This window comes from Archangium minus (genome assembly GCF_044360475.1).
Classification (GTDB): Bacteria; Myxococcota; Myxococcia; order Myxococcales; family Myxococcaceae; genus Archangium; species Archangium minus.
Genome location: NZ_CP043494.1, coordinates 5,474,968 through 5,498,990, shown reverse-complemented (window position 1 = coordinate 5,498,990; position 24,023 = coordinate 5,474,968). Strand labels below are relative to the sequence as shown.

The window sequence follows — 24,023 nt, the reverse complement described above, 5'->3', positions numbered from 1 at the left end:
GACGGAGCATTGCCAGTCTTATGAACGATCTGTCCAAGCGCATTGCCAACCTTCCGCCCGAGAAGCGAGCGGAGCTGCTGCGCCGATTGGAGCAGGCGGGTAACAAGGTCTCACGTCCTACCGCGCGGGTCCGCGATCAGGCCCGCCCGCTCCCGCTGTCGTTCTCGCAGCAACGCCTGTGGCTCCTGTACCAGTTCGAGCCGAGCAGCGTGGCGTACAACCTGCCCAACATGCTGCGCATCCAGGGCCGGCTCGACACGGACCTGCTGGAGCGCGCGCTGCGCACGGTGATCGAGCGACACGAGAGCCTGCGCACCACGTTCCGGTCCGGCGACCAGGGTCCGGAGCAGGTGGTGGCTCCGTCCGCCCACTTCACGCTGGAGCGCTCCGATCTGACGTCCCTGCCCGCGGAGCGTCGCGAGGAGGCGGTCCAGGAGCATGCGCGCGCCGAGGCCCAGCGCCCCTTCGAGCTGACCACCGGGCCGCTCCTGCGCGCGGGAGTGATCCGGCTGGGCGAGCAGGATCACGTCCTGCTGGTGGTGCTCCACCACATCGTCACGGATGGATGGTCCTTCGGCGTGCTCGCGCGCGAGTTGCTCGCCTGCTACGACGCCTTCTCGTCGGGCAAGCCACTCGCGCTCCCGCCGCTGCCGGTGCAGTACCCCGACTTCGCGCTCTGGCAGCGCGAGCGGCTCCAGGGGGCGTTCCTCCAGGATCAGGTCGCGTACTGGCGCAAGCAGTTCGAGGGCGCTCCCACGGCCCTGGAACTCCCCACGGATCACCCGCGTCCCGCGCTGCCCACCGGCCGGGGCCAGGAGCATGTCTTCGCCCTGCCTCGCGAGCTCTCGGAGGCGGTGCGCGCGTTCGCCACCCGCGAGGGCGCGAGCAGCTTCATGGTGTTGATGGCGGCGTTCAACGTTCTGATGTCGCGCTACAGCGGGCAGGAGGACGTCTGCGTCGGGACTCCCGTGGCGGGACGCAGCCACGCGGAGCTCGAGGGGCTCATCGGCTTCTTCATCAACACGGTCGTCATCCGCTCACGCCCGGTGGGCGGGCTGTCGTTCCGGCAGTTCCTGAAGGAGGTGCGCGAGAGCTCGCTGGGCGCCTTCTCCCACCAGGAGGTGCCGGTCGAGAAGCTCATCGAGGAGCTGCGTCCGGCACGAGAGCAGGGCCGTAATCCCCTCTTCCAGGTGGTGTTCGCACTGCTGCCGCAGCAGGGCGCCTCCATGAACGTCGCGGGCCTGGACGTGCGCATGGCCCCGCTCACCTCGGGGGCCGCCACCTTCGAGCTCACCGTGCTGATGTCGGATCGCCCAGAGGGCTTCACCGGGCGCATCGAGTACAGCACGGACCTCTTCGAGCCGGAGACCATCGCCCGGATGGCCGAGCACCTGAGGGTGCTGATCTCGGCCGCCATCACCACTCCGGAGCGGAAGCTCTCCGAGCTGCCCCTGCTCTCCGAGGACGAGCAGCGCAAGGTGCTCGTGGAATGGAACGACACGCGCGTGGACTACCCGCGTGAGTCCTCCATTCATGCGCTCTTCGAGGCCCAGGCCGCTCGCACTCCCGACGCCATCGCCGTCGAGTTCCAGGGCTCGCACCTCACCTACCGCCAGCTCGACTCGCGCTCCAACCAGCTCGCCCACCACTTGCTCGCGCTGGGCCTGCGGCCCGGTCAGTCCGTGGCGATGTGCGTCGAGCGCTCTCTGGAGATGGTCATCTCCACCCTCGCCATCCTCAAGGCGGGCGCAGCCTACGTTCCTCTCGACCCCTCCTACCCTCGCGAGCGCCTGGAGTTCATGCTCCAGGACGTCCGCGCGCCCCTGCTGCTCGTCCAGCGCCACCTCGCCGAGCACCTGCCCTCGGGCCACGCCCGCCTGGTGGTGCTCGACTCCGACGCCCACCTCATCTCCCAGCAGAGCGAGGCGTCCCCGGGCATCGCCGTGGCTCCCGAGGCGCTCGCCTACGTCATGTACACCTCGGGCTCCACCGGTTTGCCCAAGGGCGTGTGCATTCCTCACCGGGGCGTTGTCCGCCTCGTCATGGGCGCGCGTTACACCGACTTCGGCCCGCGCGAAGTCATGTTGCAGCTGGCGCCCATCTCCTTCGATGCCGCCACCTTCGAGCTGTGGGGCAGCCTGCTTCACGGCGGCAAGCTCGTCGTCCTCCCTCCGCACGTCCCCTCCATCGAGGAGCTGAGCCAGGCCCTGAAGAAGCATGGCATCACCCTCCTGTTCATTACCTCCGCGCTCTTCGACCAGGTGGTGGCCACGCAGCCCGAGGCGCTCGCGCACGTGCGTCAGGTGTTCACCGGCGGTGACGTGCTCGTCCCGGAGCGGGCGAAGACCCGACTGGCGCACTGTGGCCAGCTCGTCAACGCCTACGGTCCCACCGAGAGCACAACCTTCGCCACCTGCCACCTGCTCACGCGCCAGGAGCAGGTGGGCCACAACGTGCCCATCGGCAGCCCCATCTCCAACACCCAGGTGTACGTGTTGGACGCGCGGCTGCAACCCGTTCCCGCCGGCGTGCACGGCGAGCTGTACATCGGTGGCGACGGTCTGGCCTGGGGCTACCTCAACCGCCCGGAGCTCTCCGCCGAAAAGTTCGTCCCCCACCCCTTCGCCCTCACTCCGGGTGAGCGCCTCTACCGCACCGGTGACAAGGTGCGCTGGCTCGCGGATGGCACCCTCGAGTTCGCGGGCCGCCTCGACTCGCAGGTGAAGCTGCGCGGCTTCCGCATCGAGTTGGGGGAGATCGAGTCCGTCCTCGACAAGCACCCCTCCGTGCGCCAGTGCACCGTCATCGCCCGCGAGGACAGGTCCGGTGACAAGCGCCTGGTGGCCTATGTCGTGTCCTCGGGCCAGCAGGCGCCCTCCGCCTCCGAGCTGCGCGCCTACCTCAAGGAGCACCTGCCCGAGTACATGGTGCCCTCCGCCTTCGTGGCACTCGAGCAGCTGCCCGTCACGCCCAGCGGCAAGGTGGACCGCAAGGCCCTGCCCATGCCGGAGGCCTCGGTCTCCGACGCCGAGTACATCGCTCCGCGCACGCCCACCGAGCAGCAGCTCGCCACCATCTGGGCCGAGGTGCTCGGGGTGCCCCGCGTTGGCGCCGAGGACCACTTCCTCGAGCTGGGCGGCCACTCGCTGCTGGCCACCCAGGTGATGGCGCGTCTGCGCCCCACCTTCGAGGTGGAGTTGCCCATTCGCGCCCTGTTCGAGGCGCCCACCCTCTCCGGACTCGCCCGGAAGATCGACGAAGCGCGCGCCCGGCGGCACCCCGGTGAGACGCTGGTTCCCGCCCTGAAACCCCTGGGTCCCACGGACGAGCGCCCCCTGTCGTTCGCCCAGCAGCGGCTGTGGTTCCTCGATCAGCTCGAGCCCAACAGCCCCTTCTACAACATCCCCTCGGCCACCCGGCTCTCGGGCCCGCTGGACATCGAGGCGCTGCGCCGCGCCTTCGAGGAGCTCGTGCGCCGTCACGAGTCCCTGCGTACCACCTTCTTCATCTCCGAAGGCGGTCTGCCCGCACAGGCCATCGCCGCGTCCCTCACCGTCCCGCTCGACGTGCTGGACCTTCAGGATGTGCCCGCCTCCGAGCGCGAACCCCGCGCCCGCGAGCTGGCTCGTCAGGAGGCGCTGCGCCCCTTCAATCTGGCCCAGGGCCCGCTCGTGCGCACGAGCCTGCTGCGCCTGGCTCCAGATGACCATGTGCTGCTCGTCACCCAGCACCACATCGTCTCCGATGGTTGGTCCATGGGCGTGCTCGTGCGCGAGGTGGCCGCGCTCTATGCCGCCTTTGCCTCCGGCCGGCAGCCGGTCCTACCGCCCCTGCCCATGCAGTACGCCGACTTCGCCCTCTGGCAGCGCTCCTGGTTGCAAGGCGAGGTCCTCGACACCCAGCTGCGCTACTGGAAGCAGCAGCTCTCCGGCGCTCCGGCCCACCTGGAGCTGCCCACCGACAAGCCTCGGCCGTCCAACCAGACCTACCGGGGCGCCCAGCACTCCTTCCTGCTGCCGCCCTCGCTCTCTCAGGCACTCGCCACCACCAGCGCCCGGTACGGCGTCAGTCCCTTCATGACGCTGCTGGCGGCCTTCCAGGTGCTGCTGCATCGCTACACCGGACAGGACGACCTCTCCGTCGGCTCGCCCATCGCCGGCCGCCGCAACACCGAGCTCGAGGGCCTCATCGGCTTCTTCGTCAACACGCTCGTCCTGCGCTCGCGCATTTCCGCTGAGGCGTCTTTCCGCGAGCTGCTGCTCCAGGTGCGCGACACCACCCTGGCCGCCTACGAGCACCAGGACCTGCCCTTCGAGAAGCTCGTCGAGCAGCTCCATGTCCAGCGCGATCCCAGCCGTCCGCCCGTCTTCCAGGTGATGTTCGCCCTGCAGAACATGCCGGTTCCCGAGCTGACCCTCGGCGGGCTCAAGCTCTCACCCCTGGAGCTGGACAGCGGCGTCTCCAAGTTCGACCTGTCCCTGTTCATGCAGGAGACCCCTCGAGGGCTCCGCGGATTCTTCGAGTACAACACCGACCTCTTTGAGCCGGCGACCATCACCCAGATGGCCGAGCACCTGAGGGTGCTGCTGTCGGCAGTGGTGGCCCACCCGGAGACGCGACTCTCCGAGCTGCCCCTGCTCTCCGCGGACGAGCAGCGCAAGGTGCTCGTGGAATGGAACGACACGCGCGTGGACTACCCGCGTGAGTCCTCCATTCATGCGCTCTTCGAGGCTCAAGCCGCTCGCACTCCCGACGCTATCGCTATCGAGTTCCAGGGCTCGCACCTCACCTACAGCCAGCTCGACTCGCGCGCCAACCAGCTCGCCCACCACTTGCTCGCGCTGGGTCTGCGGCCCGGCCAGTCCGTGGCCCTGTGCGTCGAGCGCTCCCTGGAGATGGTCGTCTCCACCCTCGCCATCCTCAAGGCGGGTGGTGCCTACGTTCCTCTCGACCCCTCCTACCCTCGCGAGCGCCTGGAGTTCATGCTCCAGGACGTCCGCGCGCCCCTGTTGCTCGCCCAGCGCCACCTCGCCGAGCGCCTGCCCTTGGGCCACGCCCGCCTGGTGGTGCTCGACTCCGACGCCCACCTCATCTCCCAGCGGAGCGAGGCCTCTCTGGGCGTCGCCATGGGCCCCGAGGCGCTCGCCTACGTCATGTACACCTCGGGCTCCACGGGCCTGCCCAAGGGCGTGTGCATTCCTCACCGAGGCGTGGTGCGCCTCGTCATGGGCTCGCGCTTCGCTGACTTCGGCCCAAGCGAAGTCATGCTGCAGCTGGCGCCTATCTCCTTCGATGCCGCCACGCTCGAGCTGTGGGGCAGCCTGCTCCACGGCGGCAAGCTCGTCGTCCTTCCTCCTCACGCGCCCTCCATCGAGGAGCTGAGCCGAGCCCTGAAGAAGCACGGCATCACCACCCTGTGGCTCACCGCTGCGCTCTTCGACCAGGTGATGGCCACGCAGCCCGAGGCGCTCGCGCACGTGCGCCAGGTGCTCACCGGTGGTGATGTGCTCATCCCGGAGCGGGCGAGGACCCGGCTGGCGCGGGGTGGACAGCTCGTCAACGCCTACGGCCCCACCGAGAGCACCACCTTCGCCACCTGCCACCTGCTCACGCGCCAGGAGCAGGTGGGCCACAACGTGCCCATCGGCAGCCCCATCTCCAACACCCAGGTGTACGTGTTGGACGCGCGGCTGCAACCCGTTCCCGCCGGCGTGCACGGCGAGCTGTACATCGGTGGCGACGGTCTGGCCTGGGGCTACCTCAACCGCCCGGAGCTCTCCGCCGAAAAGTTCGTCCCCCACCCCTTCGCCCTCACTCCGGGCGAGCGCCTCTACCGCACCGGTGACAGGGTGCGCTGGCTGGCCGATGGCACCCTCGAGTTCTCAGGCCGCCTCGACTCGCAGGTAAAGCTGCGCGGCTTCCGCATTGAGCTGGGGGAAATCGAGTCCGTCCTCGACAAGCACCCCTCCGTGCGCCAGTGCGTCGTCATCGCCCGCGAGGACAGGCCCGGTGATAAGCGCCTGGTGGCCTACGTCACCTCGTCCACCCAGGCGCCCTCTGCGGCCGTGCTGCGCGCGTATCTCAAGGAGCACCTGCCCGAGTACATGGTGCCCTCCGCCTTCGTGGCACTCGAGCAGCTGCCTCTCACGCCCAGCGGCAAGGTGGACAGGAAGGCCCTGCCCGTCCCGGAGGCCACGGTCTCCAACGCCGAGTACATCGCCCCGCGCACGCCTACCGAGGAACAGCTCGCCACCATCTGGGCCGAGGTCCTGTCGGTCCCCCGCGTCGGCGCCGAGGACAACTTCTTCGAGCTGGGTGGCCACTCGCTGATGGCCACCCAGGTCATCTCGCGCCTGCGCTCTGCCTTCGCGGTGGAGCTGCCCGTCCGAGCCCTCTTCGAGGCCTCCACCCTCTCCGCGCTCGCCCGGAAGATCGACGAGGCGAGTGCCAAGCGGGCTGGCCGTGTGACGCGAGCTCCTGCCCTGAAGCCCATGCCGCGCACGGATGACAGCCCTCTGTCGTTCGCGCAGCAGCGGCTGTGGTTCCTCGACCAGTTCGAGCCGGGCAGCCCCTTCTACAACATCCCCGCGGCGCTCCGACTCTCAGGCCCGCTGGACATCGAGGCGCTGCGCCGCTCCTTTGAGGAGCTCGTGCGTCGTCACGAGTCCCTGCGCACGACCTTCATCTCCCGCGATGGTCAGCCCGCCCAGGTCATCGCGCCGACCCTCTCCGTTCCGATGGAGGTGCTGGACCTCCAGGACGTGCCCACCTCGGAGCGCGAGCCCCGCGCCCGTGAGCTGATCCGCCAGGAGGCCCTGCGCCCCTTCGAGCTGGCCAACGGTCCGCTCGTGCGCACGAGCCTGCTGCGCCTGGCCTCGGATGAGCACGTGCTGCTCGTTACCCAGCACCACATCATCTCCGATGGCTGGTCCATGGGCGTGCTCGTGCGCGAGGTCGCCTCGCTCTACGCCGCCTTCGCCTCCGGCCAGCGGCCGGCGCTGCCGCCGCTGCCCATCCAGTACGCCGACTACGCCCTCTGGCAGCGCTCGTGGCTCCAGGGCGAGGTCCTCGACGCGCAGTTGGGCTTCTGGAAGCAGCAGCTCTCCGGCGCTCCGGCACACTTGGAGCTGGCTACCGACAAGCCGCGTCCGCCCATCCAGACCTACCGGGGCGCTCAGCACTCCTTCCTGCTGCCGCCCTCGCTTTCTCAGGCGCTCGCCACCACCAGCACCCAGCACGGCGTCAGCCTCTTCATGACGCTGCTCGCCGGCTTCCAGGTGCTGCTGCATCGCTACACCGGACAGGACGACCTCTCCGTCGGCTCGCCCATCGCCGGCCGCCGCAGCACCGAGCTCGAGGGCCTCATCGGCTTCTTCATCAACACGCTCGTCCTGCGCTCGAAGATCTCGCCCGACCTGTCCTTCCGCGAGTTGCTCCAGCAGGTGCGTGACACCACCCTGGCCGCCTACGAGCACCAGGACGTCCCCTTCGAGAAGCTCGTCGAGGAGCTCCAGCCTCAACGCGACCCCAGCCGCCCGCCCCTGTTCCAGGTGATGTTCGCCCTGCAGAACATGCCGATTCCCGAGCTGGCGTTGGGCGGCCTCACGCTCTCGCCCCTGGAGTTCGAGGGCGGCATCTCCAAGTTCGACCTGTCCCTGTTCATGCAGGAGACCTCGCAGGGGCTGCGCGGAGTCCTCGAGTACAACACCGACCTCTTCGAGCCGACGACCATCACCCGGATGGCCGAGCACCTGCAGGTGCTGCTGTCGGCAGTAGTGGCCTCGCCCGGCATGCCCGTGTCCCGGCTGCCCCTGCTTCCCGAGGCCGAGAAGCACAAGCTCCTCGTGCAGTGGAATGACCTTCCGCTCGACTACCCGCGCGAGGCCACCCTCCACGAGCTCTTCGAGGCCCAGGTAGAGCGCACGCCTGATGCCGAAGCCCTCGTCGACGGTACCCGCTCGCTCACCTATGCCGAGCTCAATGCTCGCGCCAACCAGCTTGCGCACTCGCTGCGCTCCCTGGGCGTGGGTCCCGAGACTCCTGTTGGTATTTGCGCCAGGCGCTCGGCTGAGCTCGTCGTGGGCCTGCTCGGCATCCTCAAGGCCGGCGGCCTCTACGTCCCGCTCGACCCGGCCTACCCTCGCGAGCGTCTGGGCTTCATCGTGGAAGACGCCCAGCTGCGCTTCCTCGTCGCCCAGTCCGACGTCACCGACAGCCTGCCTCCCCACTCCGCTCACGTGCTGCTGCTCGACAAGGACGCGGAGACGTTGTCGCGCGCTCCCGTCAGCAACCCCTCGCGTGCGGCCTTCAGCAGCAACCTCGCCTACCTCATCTACACCTCGGGCTCCACGGGCCGTCCCAAGGGCGTCTCCATTGAGCACCGCAATGCTGTCTCCTTCCTCTTCTGGGCTCGCTCTGTCTTCCAGCCGGAGCTCCTCTCCGGCTTGCTGGCTTCCACCTCCATCGCCTTCGACCTGTCCGTCTTCGAGCTCTTCCTCCCCCTGAGCCTCGGCGGCACTGTCATCCTCGCAGGCAATGCCCTGGAGCTGCCCAACCTCCCTGCCTCTCAGCGCGTCTCGCTCGTCAACACCGTCCCTTCCGCCATCTCCGAGCTGCTTCGCTCCGGCGGCCTCCCCTCCTCCGTCCGCGTCGTCAACCTCGCTGGCGAGCCTCTTGCCACCTCTCTCGTCCAGCAGCTCTACCAGCAGCCCGGCCTCTCCCTCGTCTACGACCTCTACGGCCCCTCCGAAACCACCACCTACTCCACCTTCACCCTCCGCCACTCCGACAAGCCCGCCACCATCGGCCGGCCCATCTCCGGCACTCAGGTCTACTTGCTCGACGCGCACCTGCAGCCGGTGCCCACGGGCGTACCCGGTGAAGTCTTCATCGCCGGTGCCGGTGTCTCCCGTGGCTACCTCGGCCGCCCCGAGCTCACCGCTGACCGCTTCGTCCCTGACCCGTTCAGCGCCACGCCGGGCGCGCGCATGTACCGCACGGGCGACCTCGCTCGGTACCGCGCCGATGGCAACCTTGAGTACCTCGGCCGCACCGACTTCCAGGTGAAGGTGCGCGGCTTCCGCATTGAGCTGGGTGAAATCGAGACCGTTCTCGACAAGCACCCCGGTGTGCGCCAGGTGGTGGTGGTCGCTCGCGAGGACAGGCCCGGTGACAAGCGCCTGGTGGCTTACCTCACGCCCTCGGGCCAGCAGGCGCCCACCACCGCGGAGCTGCGTGCCCACCTCAAGCAGCACCTGCCCGAGTACATGGTGCCCTCTGCCTTCGTGGTGCTTGAGCAACTGCCGCTCACGCCCAACGGCAAGGTGAACCGCAAGGCCCTGCCCGCTCCGGAGGCTTCCACCGACTCCGCGACCGAGTACATCGCCCCGCGTACCCCCACCGAGGAGCAACTCGCCGCCATCTGGGCCGAAGTGCTCTCGGTGCCCCGCATCGGTGCCGAGGACAACTTCTTCGAGCTGGGCGGCCACTCGCTGTTGGCCACTCGTGTCCTCTCTCGCGTGCGATCCGCCTTCCAGGTGGAGCTGCCCGTCCGCGCTCTCTTCGAAGCACCCACCCTCTCCGCACTCGCGCTCAAGCTCGACGAGGCCCAGCGCACCCAGTCCTCTGTCCAGGCACTGCCCCGGATATCCGCCGCTCGCATCGGTGACATCCCGCTGGCCTTCTCCCAGCAGCGGCTGTGGTTCCTCGACCAGCTCGAACCCGGCAGCCCTGTCTACAACCTGCCCTCGGCCCTCCGGCTCTCTGGCGCACTGAACACCGAGGCGCTGCGCCACGCTTTCGAGGAGCTCGTGCGCCGTCACGAGTCCCTGCGCACCACCTTCTCCGCCCGCGACGGTCAGCCCATTCAGGTCATCGTGCCCTCCCTCTCTCTCCCGCTCGAGATGGTGGATCTACGGAACATGCCCGCCTCCTCGCGCGAGGACTGGGCCCGCGAGCTGATCCATCGAGAGGCCCTGCGGCCCTTCAACCTGGCGACGGGTCCGCTCCTGCGAGCCACCCTGCTGAGCCTGGACATCGACGAGCACGTGCTGGTGTTCGTGATGCACCACATCGTTTCCGACGGTTGGTCCATGGGCGTGCTCGTGCGCGAGGTCGCCTCGCTCTACGCCGCCTTCGCCGCGGGCCAGCAGCCCGCCCTGGCCCCCCTGTCCACCCAGTACCCGGACTTCGCTCTCTGGCAGCGCTCGTGGCTCCAGGGCGAGGTGCTCGATTCACAGCTGCGTTACTGGAAGCAGCAGCTCTCCGGCGTGCCCGCGCACCTGGAGTTGCCCGCCGACAAGCCGCGTCCTCCCGTGCAGACCTTCCGGGGTGACAACCTGCCCGTGGCCCTGCCAAAGGGGCTCTCCGAGTCCATCAAGGCGCTCTCCATGCGCCTGGGCGTCACCCCCTTCATGACGCTGCTGGCTGGCTTCCAGGTGCTGCTGCACCGCTACTCGCGCCAGGACGACATCTCCGTTGGCTCGCCCATCGCAGGCCGCCGCCGCACCGAGCTCGAGGGCCTCATCGGCTTCTTCGTCAACACGCTCGTCTTCCGCTCGCGCATCGCCTCGGAGGCCACTTTCCGCGAGCTGTTGCTCCAGGTGCGCGACACCACCCTGGCCGCCTACGAGCACCAGGATCTGCCCTTCGAGAAGCTCGTTGAGGAGCTTCAGCCCCAGCGCGATCTCAGCCGCTCGCCGTTCTTCCAGGTGATGTTCGTCCTGCAGAACACGCCGGCCGAGACCCTGACGCTGCCGGGCCTCACCCTGCGTCCGGTGGAGCAGCCGAGCGGCACGTCCAAGTTCGACTGGACACTCTCGCTCATCGACACGCCCAGCGGCTTTTCGGGAGGCCTCGAGTACAACACCGATCTCTTCGAGCGAGACACCGTGGCCCGGGCCATGGAGCACCTGCGCACCCTGCTCGAGGCCGCGGTGGCGCACCCGGAGGCCCGGCTCTCTGAGCTGCCCCTGCTCTCCGACGCCGAGCAGCACAAGCTCCTCGTCGAGTTCAACGGTCCCTCCGCCGACTACCCGCGAGAGGCCACCCTCCACCAGCTCATCGAGGCCCAGGTGGAGCGCACGCCCGACGCCGTGGCCCTCACCTTCGAGGGCCAGTCCCTCACCTACCGGGAGCTCGATGCGCGCGCCAACCAGCTTGCCTGGTACCTGCGCTCGCTCGGCGTCGGCCCCGAGTCTCGCGTGGGCCTGTGCCTGGAGCGCTCGCTGGAGATGGTCATCGCCCTGCTGGCCACCCACAAGGCCGGTGGTGCCTACGTGCCCCTGGATCCCGCCTATCCCCAGGAGCGCTTGGGCTGGATGCTCGAGGACGCCCGTCCCACGGTGCTCCTGGTGCAGGAGCGGCTGCTGCCGGTGCTGCCCGCCCAGAGCGCTCGCGTCGTGTGCCTGGACTCGGGTTGGGCTGAGATCTCCGCGCAGCCGCGTCACGCGCCCGCGCCCCTCGCCACGGCCAACAACCTGGCCTACATCATCTTCACCTCTGGCAGCACCGGCCGCCCCAAGGGCGCCATGAACGAGCACCACGCCGTGGTGAATCGCCTGCTGTGGATGCAGGACGAGTACAAGCTTGGGGCCCAGGACGTCGTCTTGCAGAAGACGCCCTTCAGCTTCGACGTCTCCGTCTGGGAGTTCTTCTGGCCTCTCATGCAGGGCGCCCGCCTGGTCCTGGCCAGGCCCGGTGGTCACCAGGACCCCGACTACCTGGCGAGCCTCATCGCACAGGAGCGCGTCACCACCCTGCACTTCGTCCCCTCCATGTTGAAGGTGTTCCTGGAGGAGCCCAACCTGGAAGCGCGCTGCGTCTCACTGCGGCGCGTGGTGTGCAGTGGCGAAGCCCTGCCCGTGGAGTTCCAGGACCAGTGCCTCCAGCGGCTGCCCCAGGCCGAGCTGCACAACCTCTACGGCCCCACCGAGGCTGCCGTCGACGTCACCTATTACGCGTGCAAGCCGAGCAAGGCCCTGCGCTCCGTGCCCATCGGCCGCCCGGTGGCCAACACGCAGCTCCGCATCCTGGACGCGAGCCTGCGAGCTGTGCCGGTCGGAGTCTCCGGTGAGCTGTACATCGGTGGCGTGCAGGTGGGCCGCGGCTACCAGTCTCGCCCGGACCTCACCGCCGAGCGCTTCATCCCGGATCCGTTCAACGGGCGCCCCGGTGCTCGCATGTACCGCACCGGAGACGTGGCTCGCTGGCTGCCGGATGGCAACATCGAGTACCTGGGCCGTGCCGACTTCCAGGTGAAGATCCGCGGCCTGCGCATCGAGCTGGGTGAAATCGAGGCGCACCTGGCCCAGCACCCGGCGGTGCGCCAGGCCGTCGTCATCGCCCGCGAGGATCGGCCCGGCGACAAGCGCCTGGTGGCCTACGTGGTGGCCTCGCCCGAGCAGGCCTCCGCGGCCGAGCTGCGTGCCTTCCTCCAGCCGCGTCTACCCGAGCACATGGTGCCCTCGGCCTTCGTGTGCCTGGAGCAGTTCCCGCTCAGCCCCAACGGCAAGCTCGAGCGCCGTGCGCTGCCCGCTCCAGAGACCACGGCCTCCAAGGCCGAGTACATCGCCCCGCGCACGCCCACCGAGGAACAACTCGCCTCCATTTGGGCCGAGGTCCTGTCGGTGCCTCGCGTCGGCGCTGAGGACCACTTCTTCGAGCTGGGCGGCCACTCGCTGATGGCCACCCAGGTCATCTCCCGCGTGCGCTCCGCCTTCACTGTGGAGCTGCCTGTCCGAGCGCTCTTCGAGGCCCCCACCCTCTCCGCGCTCGCGCGCAAGCTCGACGAAGAGCGCGGCAAGCAGGGCCAGGACGTGCGGAGAGCGCCCGCCGCGGTGCGCTCCGCCCTGCCTGGCGCCGAGCAGCCCCTGTCGTTCGCCCAGCAGCGGCTGTGGTTCCTCGACCAGTTCGAGCCCGGAAGCGCCTTCTACAACCTCCCCGCGGCCCTCCGGCTCTCCGGCAAGGTGGATACCGAGGCCCTGCGCCGCGCCTTCGCGGAGCTCGTGCGCCGTCACGAGTCCCTGCGCACCACCTTCAACACGCGTGACGGCCAGCCCGTCCAGGTGATTGCTCCGACCCTCTCCCTCCCACTCGAGGTGGTGGACCTCCAGGACGTGCCCGCTTCCGAGCGTGAGACCCGGGCCCAGCAGTGGGTCCTGCAGGAGACCCAGCGTCCCTTTGACCTGGCCAACGGTCCGCTCCTGCGTACGAGCCTGCTGCGTCTGAACTCCGAGGACCACGTGCTGGTGCTGGTGATGCACCACATCGTCTCCGACGGTTGGTCCATGGGCGTGCTCGTGCGCGAGGTGGCCGCGCTCTACGCCGCCTTCGCCGCGGGCCGGCAGCCCTCCCTGCCAGCCCTGCCCGTCCAGTACGCCGACTTTGCCCTCTGGCAGCGCTCCTGGTTGCAGGGCGAGGCCCTCGACACGCAGCTGCGCTACTGGAGGCAGCAGCTCTCCGGCGCTCCGGCCCTCCTCGAGCTGCCCACCGACAAGCCTCGTCCCGCTGTCCGCGGCCACCGCGGCGCGCTGCACACCTTCCGGCTACCGCCCTCTCTCGCCGCGGCCCTCAACGCCACCAGCACTCAGCACGGCGTCAGCCTCTTCATGACGCTGCTGGCCGGCTTCCAGGCCCTCCTGCATCGTTACTCCGGGCAGGACGACCTCTCCGTCGGCTCGCCCATCGCCGGCCGCCGCAGCACCGAGCTCGAAGGCCTCATCGGCTTCTTCGTCAACACCCTCGTCCTGCGCTCCCGCTTCTCCCCCCATACGACTTTCCGCGAGTTGCTGCGCCAGGTGCGAGACACCACGCTCAGCGCCTACGAGCACCAGGATGTCCCCTTCGAGAAGCTCGTCGAGGAGCTCTCCCCTCAGCGCTCCCTGGGCCACTCTCCGCTCTTCCAGGTGATGTTCTCCCTGCAGAACACTCCCTCCGAGGAGTTGCGTCTGCCGGGCCTCACCCTGCGCCCGGTCGACTTCGACGTCTCCACTGCCAAGTTCGACCTCTCGCTCGCGCTCTCCGAGGGTCCTCAGGGGCTCACCGGCTTCCTCACCTACAACACTGACCTCTTCGAGGCCGACACCGTGGCGCGCATGATGCGCCACTACCTGGTGCTCCTGGAGGCGCTCACTTCCCGTCCTGACACCGCTCTGCGCGACCTGCCGCTGCTCTCCTCCGAGGAGCGTCAGCAGGTGCTCGTCGCCTGGAATGACACGCGTGCGGACTTCCCCCGCGAGGCCACGCTCCATTCCCTCGTCCAGGCGCAGGCTTCTCGTACGCCCGACTCCGTCGCCATCGAGTTCGAGGACGCTCACCTCACCTACCGCCAGCTCGACTCTCGCGCGAATCAACTCGCCCACCACTTGCGTACCCTGGGCGTTGGCCCCGGCACCCGCGTTGCCCTCTGCTTCGAGCGCTCCCCCGAGCTCCTCGTCTCCCTCCTGGCCACCCTTCACGCTGGCGCCGCTTGGGTCCCTCTCGACCCTGAATACCCCCGCGAGCGTCTGGAGTTCATGCTCCAGGACTGCGGCGCGACGCTGCTGCTCACTCGCTCCTCTCTGCTCGAAACGCTGCCCTCCACCCATGTCCACGTCCTGCGGGTGGACTCTCTAGAAGCGTTGGATGCATTGCCCCAGGGCACCACTCCGCTGCCCACGCCTGTTGCCGACAGCCCGGCCTACGTCATCTACACCTCGGGCAGCACTGGCCGGCCCAAGGGTGTCCAGGTGGCCCACCGCGCCGCCGTCAACCACCTGCACTGGCGTCAGCAGCACTTCCCCATGGGGCCCCAGGACGCCTTCCTCCAGAAGGCCTCCTTCAGCTTCGACATCTCCGTTTGGGAGATGTTCGCCCCGTTGGTGGCTGGTGCCCGCCTCGTGCTCGCTCGCCCCGGTGGCCAGCGTGACTCCGAGTACCTGGTGCAGGCCGTGGTGCGTCACTCCATCACCCACCTGCACTTCGGGCCCTCTCCTCTCTCCGCCTTCCTCCAGACTCCGGGCGTTGAGCTCTGCCGCTCCCTGCGCTTCGTCTTCTGCGGCGGTGAGCCCCTCACCTCCGAGCTCCACTCGCGCTTCATCTCCACCCTGAGCGCTCGGCTCGTCCACCAGTACGGGCCCACCGAAACCTGCATCGACAGCACCGCCTGGGTGAGCCCCTCTCACCCGGTGTCCTCTCTCCCCATCGGCCGCCCCATCTCCAACACCCAGGTGTACGTGTTGGACGAGCGGCTTCAGCCCGTCCCCACCGGCGTGCCCGGTGAGCTTCTCATTGGCGGCACGGGCCTCGCCTGGGGCTACCTCAACCGTCCGGAGCTCACTGCCGAGCGCTTCATCCCCAACCCCTTTGCCCCTGTGCCGGGTGAGCGGCTCTACCGCACCGGCGACAAGGTGCGCTGGCTGGCCGACGGCACCCTCGAGTTCCTCGGCCGCCTCGACTTCCAGGTGAAGGTGCGCGGCTTCCGCATCGAGCTGGGTGAAATCGAGTCCGTCCTGGCCCGCCACCCCTCCGTGCGCCAGTCCCTCGTCATCGCTCGCGAGGACAGGCCCGGCGACAAGCGTCTCGTGGCCTACGTCGTGCCCTCGCAGCCGCAACAGGCCTCCGCCGTCACCGAGCTGCGCGCCTACCTCAAGGAGCACCTGCCCGAGTACATGGTCCCCTCCGCCTTTGTGGCGCTCGAGCAGCTCCCGCTCACGCCCAACGGCAAGGTGAACCGCAAGGCACTCCCTGCCCCGGAGGCATCTGTCTCCGACGCCGAGTACATCGCTCCGCGCACGCCCACCGAGGAGTTGCTCGCGGACATCTGGGCGAAGGTGCTTGGGGTGCCCCGCGTCGGCGCCGAGGACCACTTCTTCGAGCTGGGCGGCCACTCGCTGCTGGCGACCCAGGTCATCTCCCGGTTGCGCTCTGTCTTTCGCGTGGAGCTGCCCGTTCGCGCGCTCTTCGAGGCGCCCACCCTCTCCTCGCTCGCGCGCAGGATCGACGAGGCTCGCAGCCAGCAGAGCCGGAACGTGATGCGGGCGCCCCCACTACGGGCCACGCCTCGCACCGGTGACATTCCACTGGCCTTCACGCAACAGCGACTGTGGTTCCTGGATCAGCTCGAGCCCGGCAGTCCCGTCTACAACATCCCCGCGGCCCTCCGGCTCTCTGGCAAGGTGGACACCGAGGCCCTGCATCGCGCCTTCGAGGAGCTCGTGCGCCGTCACGAGTCCCTGCGCACCCTCTTCGTCACGCGCGACGGTCAGCCTGTTCAACTCATCGCCCCCTTCATTTCGGTCCCACTCGAGGTGGTGGACCTCGAGGACGTACCCGCTTCGGAGCGTGAAGCCCGGGCCCAGAAGCTGGCCCATCAGGAGGCCCTGCGTCCCTTTGACCTGGCTCGTGGCCCGCTCCTGCGCACGAGCCTGCTGCGCCTGGGGACGAACGATCACGTGCTGCTCGTCACCCTGCACCACATCATCTCCGATGGGTGGTCCACGGGCGTGCTCGTGCGTGAGGTCGCCTCGCTCTACGCCGCCTTCGCCGCTGGCCAACAGCCGCTCCTGCCGCCCCTGCCCGTCCAGTACGCCGACTTCGCCCTCTGGCAGCGGTCCTGGTTGCAGGGCGAGGCCCTCGACGCGCAGCTGCGCTACTGGAGGCAGCAGCTCTCCGGCGCTCCGGCCCTCCTGGAGCTGCCCACTGACAAGCCTCGTCCCGCCATCCGCAGCCACCGCGGCGCGCTGCACACCTTCCGGCTACCGCCTTCGCTTTCCCAGGCGCTCGCTACCACCAGCTCTCAGCACGGCGTCAGCCTCTTCATGACGCTGCTGGCTGGCTTCCAGGTGCTGCTGCATCGCTACTCCGGACAGGACGACCTCTCCGTCGGCTCGCCCATTGCTGGCCGTCGTAGCACCGAGCTCGAAGGCCTCATCGGCTTCTTCGTCAACACCCTCGTCCTGCGCGCTCGCTTCTCTTCTGGCATGTCCTTCCGCGACCTGCTCCGGCAGGTGCGTGACACCACGCTCAGCGCCTACGAGCACCAGGACGTCCCCTTCGAGAAGCTCGTCGAGGAGCTCTCCCCTCAGCGCTCCCTGGGCCACTCTCCGCTCTTCCAGGTGTCGTTCTCCCTGCAGAACACTCCCTCTGAGGAGCTGCGCCTGCCGGGACTCACCCTGCGCCCGGTCGACTTCAACGTCTCCACTGCCAAGTTCGACCTCTCGCTCGCGCTCTCCGAGGGTCCTCAGGGGCTCACCGGCTTCCTCACCTACAACACCGATCTCTTCGAGGCCGACACCGTGGCGCGCATGATGCGCCACTACCTGGTGCTCCTGGAGGCGCTCACTTCCCGCCCTGACACCGCTCTGCGCGACCTGCCACTGCTCTCTTCCGAGGAGCGTCAGCAGGTGCTCGGCGCCTGGAATGACACGCGTGCGGACTTCCCCCGCGAGGCCACACTCCATTCTCTTGTTCAGGCGCAGGCTTCTCGCACGCCCGACGCCGTCGCCGTTGAGTTCGAGGACGCTCACCTCACCTATCGTCAGCTCAGCGAGGCCTCTACCCGTCTCGCCCACCACTTGCGTACCCTGGGTGTTGGCCCCGGCACCCGCGTTGCCCTCTGCTTCGAGCGCTCTCCCGAGCTCCTCGTCTCCCTCCTGGCCACCCTTCACGCTGGCGCCGCTTGGGTTCCTCTCGACCCCGAATACCCCCGCGAGCGTCTGGAGTTCATGCTCCAGGACTGCGGCGCGACGCTGCTGCTCACTCGCTCCTCTCTGCTCGAGGCGCTGCCCTCCACCCATGTCCACGTCCTGCGGGTGGACTCTCTAGAAGCGTTGGATGCGCTGCCCCAGGGCACCACTCCGCTGCCCACGCCTGTTGCCGACAGCCCGGCCTACGTCATCTACACCTCGGGCAGCACTGGCCGGCCCAAAGGTGTCCAGGTGGCCCACCGCGCTGCCGTCAACCACTTGCACTGGCGTCAGCAGCACTTCCCCATGGGGCCCCAGGACGCCTTCCTCCAGAAGGCCTCCTTCAGCTTCGACATCTCCGTCTGGGAGATGTTCGCCCCATTGGTGGCCGGTGCCCGCCTCGTGCTCGCTCGCCCCGGTGGCCAGCGTGACTCCGAGTACCTGGTGCAGGCCGTGGTGCGTCACTCCATCACCCACCTGCACTTCGGGCCCTCTCCTCTCTCTGCCTTCCTCCAGACTCCGGGCGTTGAGCTCTGCCGCTCCCTGCGCTTCGTCTTCTGCGGCGGTGAGCCCCTCACCTCTGAGCTCCACTCGCGCTTCATCTCCACCCTGAGCGCTCAGCTCGTCCACCAGTACGGGCCCACCGAAACCTGCATCGACAGCACCGCTTGGGTGAGCCCCTCTCACCCGGTATCCTCTCTCCCCATCGGCCGCCCCATCTCCAACACCCAGGTGTACGTGTTGGACGAGCGGCTTCAGCCCGTCCCCACCGGCATACCCGGTGAGCTTCTCATCGGCGGCACTGGCCTCGCCTGGGGCTACCTCAACCGTCCGGAGCTCACTGCCGAGAAGTTCATCCCCCATCCGATCAGCGACGCCCCCGGTGCACGCCTCTACCGCACAGGCGACAAGGTGCGCTGGTTGGCCGATGGCACCCTCGAGTTCCTCGGCCGCCTCGACTTCCAGGTGAAGGTGCGCGGCTTCCGCATCGAGCTGGGTGAAATCGAGTCCGTCCTGGCCCGCCACCCCTCCGTGCGCCAGTCCCTCGTCATCGCTCGCGAGGACAGGCCCGGCGACAAGCGTCTCGTGGCCTACGTCGTGCCCTCGCAGCCGCAGCAGACCTCCGCCGTCACCGAGCTGCGCGCCTACCTCAAGGAGCACCTGCCCGAATACATGGTGCCCTCCGCCTTCGTGGCGCTCGAGCAGCTCCCGCTCACGCCCAACGGCAAGGTGAACCGCAAGGCACTCCCTGCCCCGGAGGCCACTGTCTCCGACGCCGCGTACATCGCCCCGCGTACCCCCACCGAGCAGCAGCTCGCCACCATCTGGGCCGAGGTGCTCGGAGTGCCCCGCGTCGGTGCCGAGGACCACTTCTTCGAGCTGGGCGGCCACTCCCTGCTGGCCACCCGCGTCTTCTCGCGCCTGCGCTCCATCTTCGAAGTGGAGCTACCCGTTCGCGCGCTCTTCGAGGCACCCACCCTCTCCTCGCTCGCGCGCAGGATCGACGAAGCACGCGCCCAGCAGAGCCGGAGCGTGATGCAGGCGCCTCCGCTGCGGCCTGCGCCGCGCACGGGAGACATCCCGCTGGCGTTCGCGCAGCAGCGGCTGTGGTTCCTCGATCAGCTCGAGCCCGGCAGTCCCGTCTACAACATCCCCGCGGCCCTCCGGCTCTCTGGCAAGGTGGACACCAAGGCCCTGCATCGCGCCTTCGAGGAGCTCGTGCGCCGTCACGAGTCCCTGCGCACCACCTTCGCCTCCCGCGATGGCGAGCCCATCCAGCTCATCGCGCCCGCCCTCTCCATTGCGCTCGACATCCAGGATCTGCGAGACCTGCCCGCCGCCGAGCGAGAGAGCCGAGCCCAGCAACTGGCCCATCAGGAGGCCCAGCGCCCCTTCGACCTGGCCAACGGCCCGCTCCTGCGTACGAGCCTGCTGCGCCTGGGCACGAACGATCACGTGCTGCTCGTCACCCTGCACCACATCATCTCCGATGGGTGGTCCACGGGCGTGCTCGTGCGTGAGGTCGCCTCGCTCTACGCCGCCTTCGCCGCAGGCCAACAGCCGCTCCTGCCGCCTCTGCCCATCCAGTACGCCGACTTCGCCCTCTGGCAGCGCGCCTGGCTCCAGGGCGAGGTGCTCGAGACCCAGCTGCGTTACTGGAAGCAGCAATTGGGGGATGCGCCGTCCCACCTGGAGCTGGCCACCGACAAGCCCCGTCCCCCCGTGCAGACCTTCCGGGGTGACAACCTGCCCGTGACGCTCCCCCGGGCCCTCTCCGACGCCATCAAGGCGCTCTCCTCGCGGCTAGGCGTCACGCCCTTCATGACGTTGCTGGCCGGCTTCCAGGTGCTGCTGCACCGCTACTCTGGACAGGGGGACATCTCCGTCGGCTCGCCCATCGCCGGCCGCCGCAGCACCGAGGTCGAGGGCCTCATCGGCTTCTTCGTCAACACGCTCGTCCTGCGCTCGCGCTTCTCCGCCGACACGTCCTTCCGCGAGCTGCTGCTCCAGGTGCGTGACACCACCCTGGCCGCGTACGAGCACCAGGACGTCCCCTTCGAAAAGCTCGTCGAGCAGCTCCAGCCTCAGCGAGACCTCAGCCGCACACCCCTGTTCCAGGTGATGTTCGTCCTGCAGAACGCGCCGGCCGAGGCCCTGACGCTGCCGGAGCTCACCCTGCGTCCAGTGGAGCAATCGAGCGGCACGTCCAAGTTCGACTGGCTGCTCACGCTCGTCGATTCGCCCAGCGGCTTCTCGGGAGGCCTCCAGTACAACACCGACCTCTTCGAGCGTGACACCGTGGCTCGAGCCGTGGAGCACTTGCGAGTGCTGCTGACGGCCGCTGTTGCCCAGCCGGAGACGCGACTCTCCGAGCTGCCCCTGCTCTCCGAGGACGAGCAGCGCAAGGTGCTCGTCGAGTGGAACGCCACGCGCGTGGACTACCCGCGTGAGTCCTCCATTCATGCGCTCTTCGAGGCCCAGGCCGCTCGTACGCCCGACGCCATCGCCGTCGAGTTCCAGGGCGCACACCTCACCTACCGCCAGCTCGACTCGCGCTCCAACCAACTCGCCCACCACTTGCTCGCGCTGGGCCTGCGGCCCGGCCAGTCCGTGGCCCTGTGCGTCGAGCGCTCCCTGGAGATGGTCGTCTCCACCCTCGCCATCCTCAAGGCGGGCGGTGCCTACGTTCCTCTCGACCCCTCCTACCCCCGCGAGCGCCTGGAGTTCATGCTCCAGGACGTCCGCGCGCCCTTGCTGCTCGCCCAGCGCCACCTCGCCGAGCGCCTGCCCTCGGGCCATGCCCGCCTGGTGGTGCTCGACTCCGACGCCCACCTCATCTCCCAGCAGAGCGAGGCGTCCCCGGGCATCGCCATGGGCCCCGAGGCGCTCGCCTACGTCATGTACACCTCGGGCTCCACGGGCCTGCCCAAGGGCGTGTGCATTCCTCACCGAGGCGTGGTGCGCCTCGTCATGGGCTCGCGCTTCGCTGACTTCGGCCCAAGCGAAGTCATGCTGCAGCTGGCGCCTATCTCCTTCGATGCCGCCACGCTCGAGCTGTGGGGCAGCCTGCTTCACGGCGGCAAGCTCGTCGTCCTCCCCCCGCACGCGCCCTCCATCGAGGAGCTGGGCCGAGCCCTGAAGAAGCACGGCATCACCACCCTGTGGCTCACCGCTGCGCTCTTCGATCAGGTGGTGGCCACGCAACCCGAGGCGCTCTCCCACGTGCGCCAGGTGCTCGCTGGCGGTGACGTGCTCGCCCCGGAACGCGTGAAGACGCGGCTGGCGCAGGGTGGACAGCTCGTCAACGGCTACGGCCCTACCGAGAGCACCACCTTCACCACCTGCAACGTCCTCACGCGTCAGGAGCAGGTGGGCCACACCGTGTCCATCGGCCGCCCCATCTCTAACACCCAGGTGTACGTGCTGGACGCGCGGCTGCGGCCCGTGCCCCCGGGTGTTCATGGCGAGCTGTACATCGGTGGCGACGGCCTGGCCTGGGGCTACCTCAACCGCCCGGAGCTCTCCGCCGAGAAGTTCGTCCCCCACCCCTTCGCCCTCACTCCGGGCGCGCGCCTCTACCGCACCGGTGACAGGGTGCGCTGGCTGGCCGATGGCACCCTCGAGTTCTCAGGCCGCCTCGACTCGCAGGTGAAGCTGCGCGGCTTCCGCATCGAGCTGGGTGAAATCGAGTCCATCCTCGACAAGCACCCCTCCGTGCGCCAGTGCGTCGTCATCGCCCGCGAGGACAGGCCCGGTGACAAGCGCCTGGTGGCCTACGTCGTGACTGCGGGCCAGCAGGCTCCCGCTGCCTCCGAGCTGCGCGCCTACCTCAAGGAGCACCTGCCCGAGTACATGGTGCCCTCCGCCTTCGTGGTGCTTGAGCAACTGCCGCTCACGCCCAACGGCAAGGTGAACCGCAAGGCCCTGCCCGCTCCAGAGGTCACGGCCTCCGACGCCGAGTACATCGCTCCGCGCACGCCCACCGAGGAGCAGCTCGCCGCCATCTGGGCCGAAGTGCTCGGGGTGCCTCGAGTTGGTGCCGAGGACGACTTCTTCCAGCTCGGCGGTCACTCCCTGCTGGCGACCCGTGTCCTCTCGCGCCTGCGCTCCGCCTTCGCGGTGGAGCTGCCCGTCCGGGCCCTCTTCGAGGCCTCGACTCTCTCCGCACTCGCGGGAAGGATCGACGACGCGAGCGCCCGACAGGCTCGCGGTGCGCAGCAAGCGCCTCCGCTGAAGTCCGTTCCGCGCACCGGTGACATCCCGCTGGCCTTCTCCCAGCAGCGGCTGTGGTTCCTCGACCAGCTCGAGCCCGGCAGCCCCGTCTACAACATCCCCTACGCGCTCAGGCTCTCGGGCAAGGTGGACATCGAGGCCCTGCGTCGCGCCTTCGAGGAGCTCGTGTGCCGTCACGAGTCCCTGCGCACCACCTTCTCCTCTCACGACGGTCAGCCCATCCAGCTCATTGCTCCGGCACTCTCCGTCCCCCTCGACATTCTGGATCTGCGAGACGTGCCCGTCGCCGAGCGTGAGGCCCGGGCCCAGGTGCTAGCGCGCCAGGAGGCCCAATACTCCTTCGACCTGGCCAGCGGCCCGCTCCTGCGTACGAGCCTGCTGCGCCTGGATTCCGAGGACCACGTGCTGGTGCTGGTGATGCACCACATCATCTCTGATGGCTGGTCCATGAGCGTGCTCGTGCGCGAAGTCGCCACGCTCTACGCCGCCTTCGCCGCGGGCCGGCAGCCCACCCTGCCGCCCCTGCCCATCCAGTACCCGGATTTCGCTCTCTGGCAGCGCTCCTGGTTGCAGGGAGAAGTCCTCGACGCGCAGCTGCGCTTCTGGAAGCAGCAGCTCTCCGGTGCTCCCGCGCACCTGGAGCTGGCCACCGACAAGCCGCGTCCTCCGGTTCAGACCTTCCGGGGTGACAGCGTGCGCGTGGCTCTGCCCAAGGCGCTCTCCGAGTCCATCAAGGCGCTCTCCATGCGCCTGGGCGTCACCCCCTTCATGACGCTGCTGGCCGGCTTCCAGGTGCTGCTGCACCGCTACTCGCGCCAGGATGACATCTCCGTCGGCTCTCCCATCGCCGGCCGCCGCAGCACTGAGCTCGAAGGCCTCATCGGCTTCTTCATCAACACGCTCGTCCTGCGCTCCCGCTTCTCCTCTGGCATGTCCTTCCGCGAGCTGCTGCTCCAGGTGCGCGACACCACCCTGGCCGCCTACGAGCACCAGGACCTGCCTTTCGAGAAGCTCGTTGAGGAGCTCCAGCCCCAGCGCGATCTCAGCCGCTCGCCGCTCTTCCAGGTGATGTTCATCCTGCAGAATGCGCCGGCGGAAGCCCTCCAACTGCCGGGCCTCACTCTGCGCCAGCTGCCGCAGTCGAGCGGCACGTCCAAGTTCGACTGGACGCTCGCGTTCACTGACACGCCCAACGGTTTCGCCGGTGGCCTCGAGTACAACGTCGACCTCTTCGAGCGTGACACTATCGTGCGTGCCACCGAGCACCTGCGCATCCTGCTTGAGGCCGCGGTGGCGCACCCGGAGACTCGGCTCTCCGAGCTGCCCCTGCTCTCCAGCGCCGAGAAGCACAAGCTCCTCGTTCAGTGGAATGACCTCCCGCTCGACTACCCACGCGAGGCCACGATTCACGAGCTCTTCGAGGCGCAGGTGGAGCGCACGCCTGATGCAGAGGCCCTCGTCGACGGCACGCGCTCGCTCACCTATGCCGAGCTCAATGCTCGCGCCAACCAGCTCGCCCACAGCCTGCGTGCGCTCGGCGTTACGCCCGAGACGCCCGTCGGCATCTGCGCCAGGCGCTCGGCTGAGCTCGTCGTGGGCCTGCTCGGCATCCTCAAGGCCGGCGGC

General features: G+C 68.7%; 1 protein-coding gene (running past one end of the window). It reads left to right on the top strand.

Translation table 11 applies throughout. The features are described 5' to 3' along the window. Positions 1-20 precede the first annotated feature (20 nt). Positions 21-24,023 carry the 5' portion of a non-ribosomal peptide synthase/polyketide synthase gene (locus F0U60_RS22490; protein ID WP_395823134.1) on the top strand. Its footprint extends 8,673 nt past the window's final position, so 24,003 of the gene's 32,676 nt are visible here — the first part of the coding sequence; it begins with the start codon at positions 21-23; its stop codon lies off the right edge, out of view.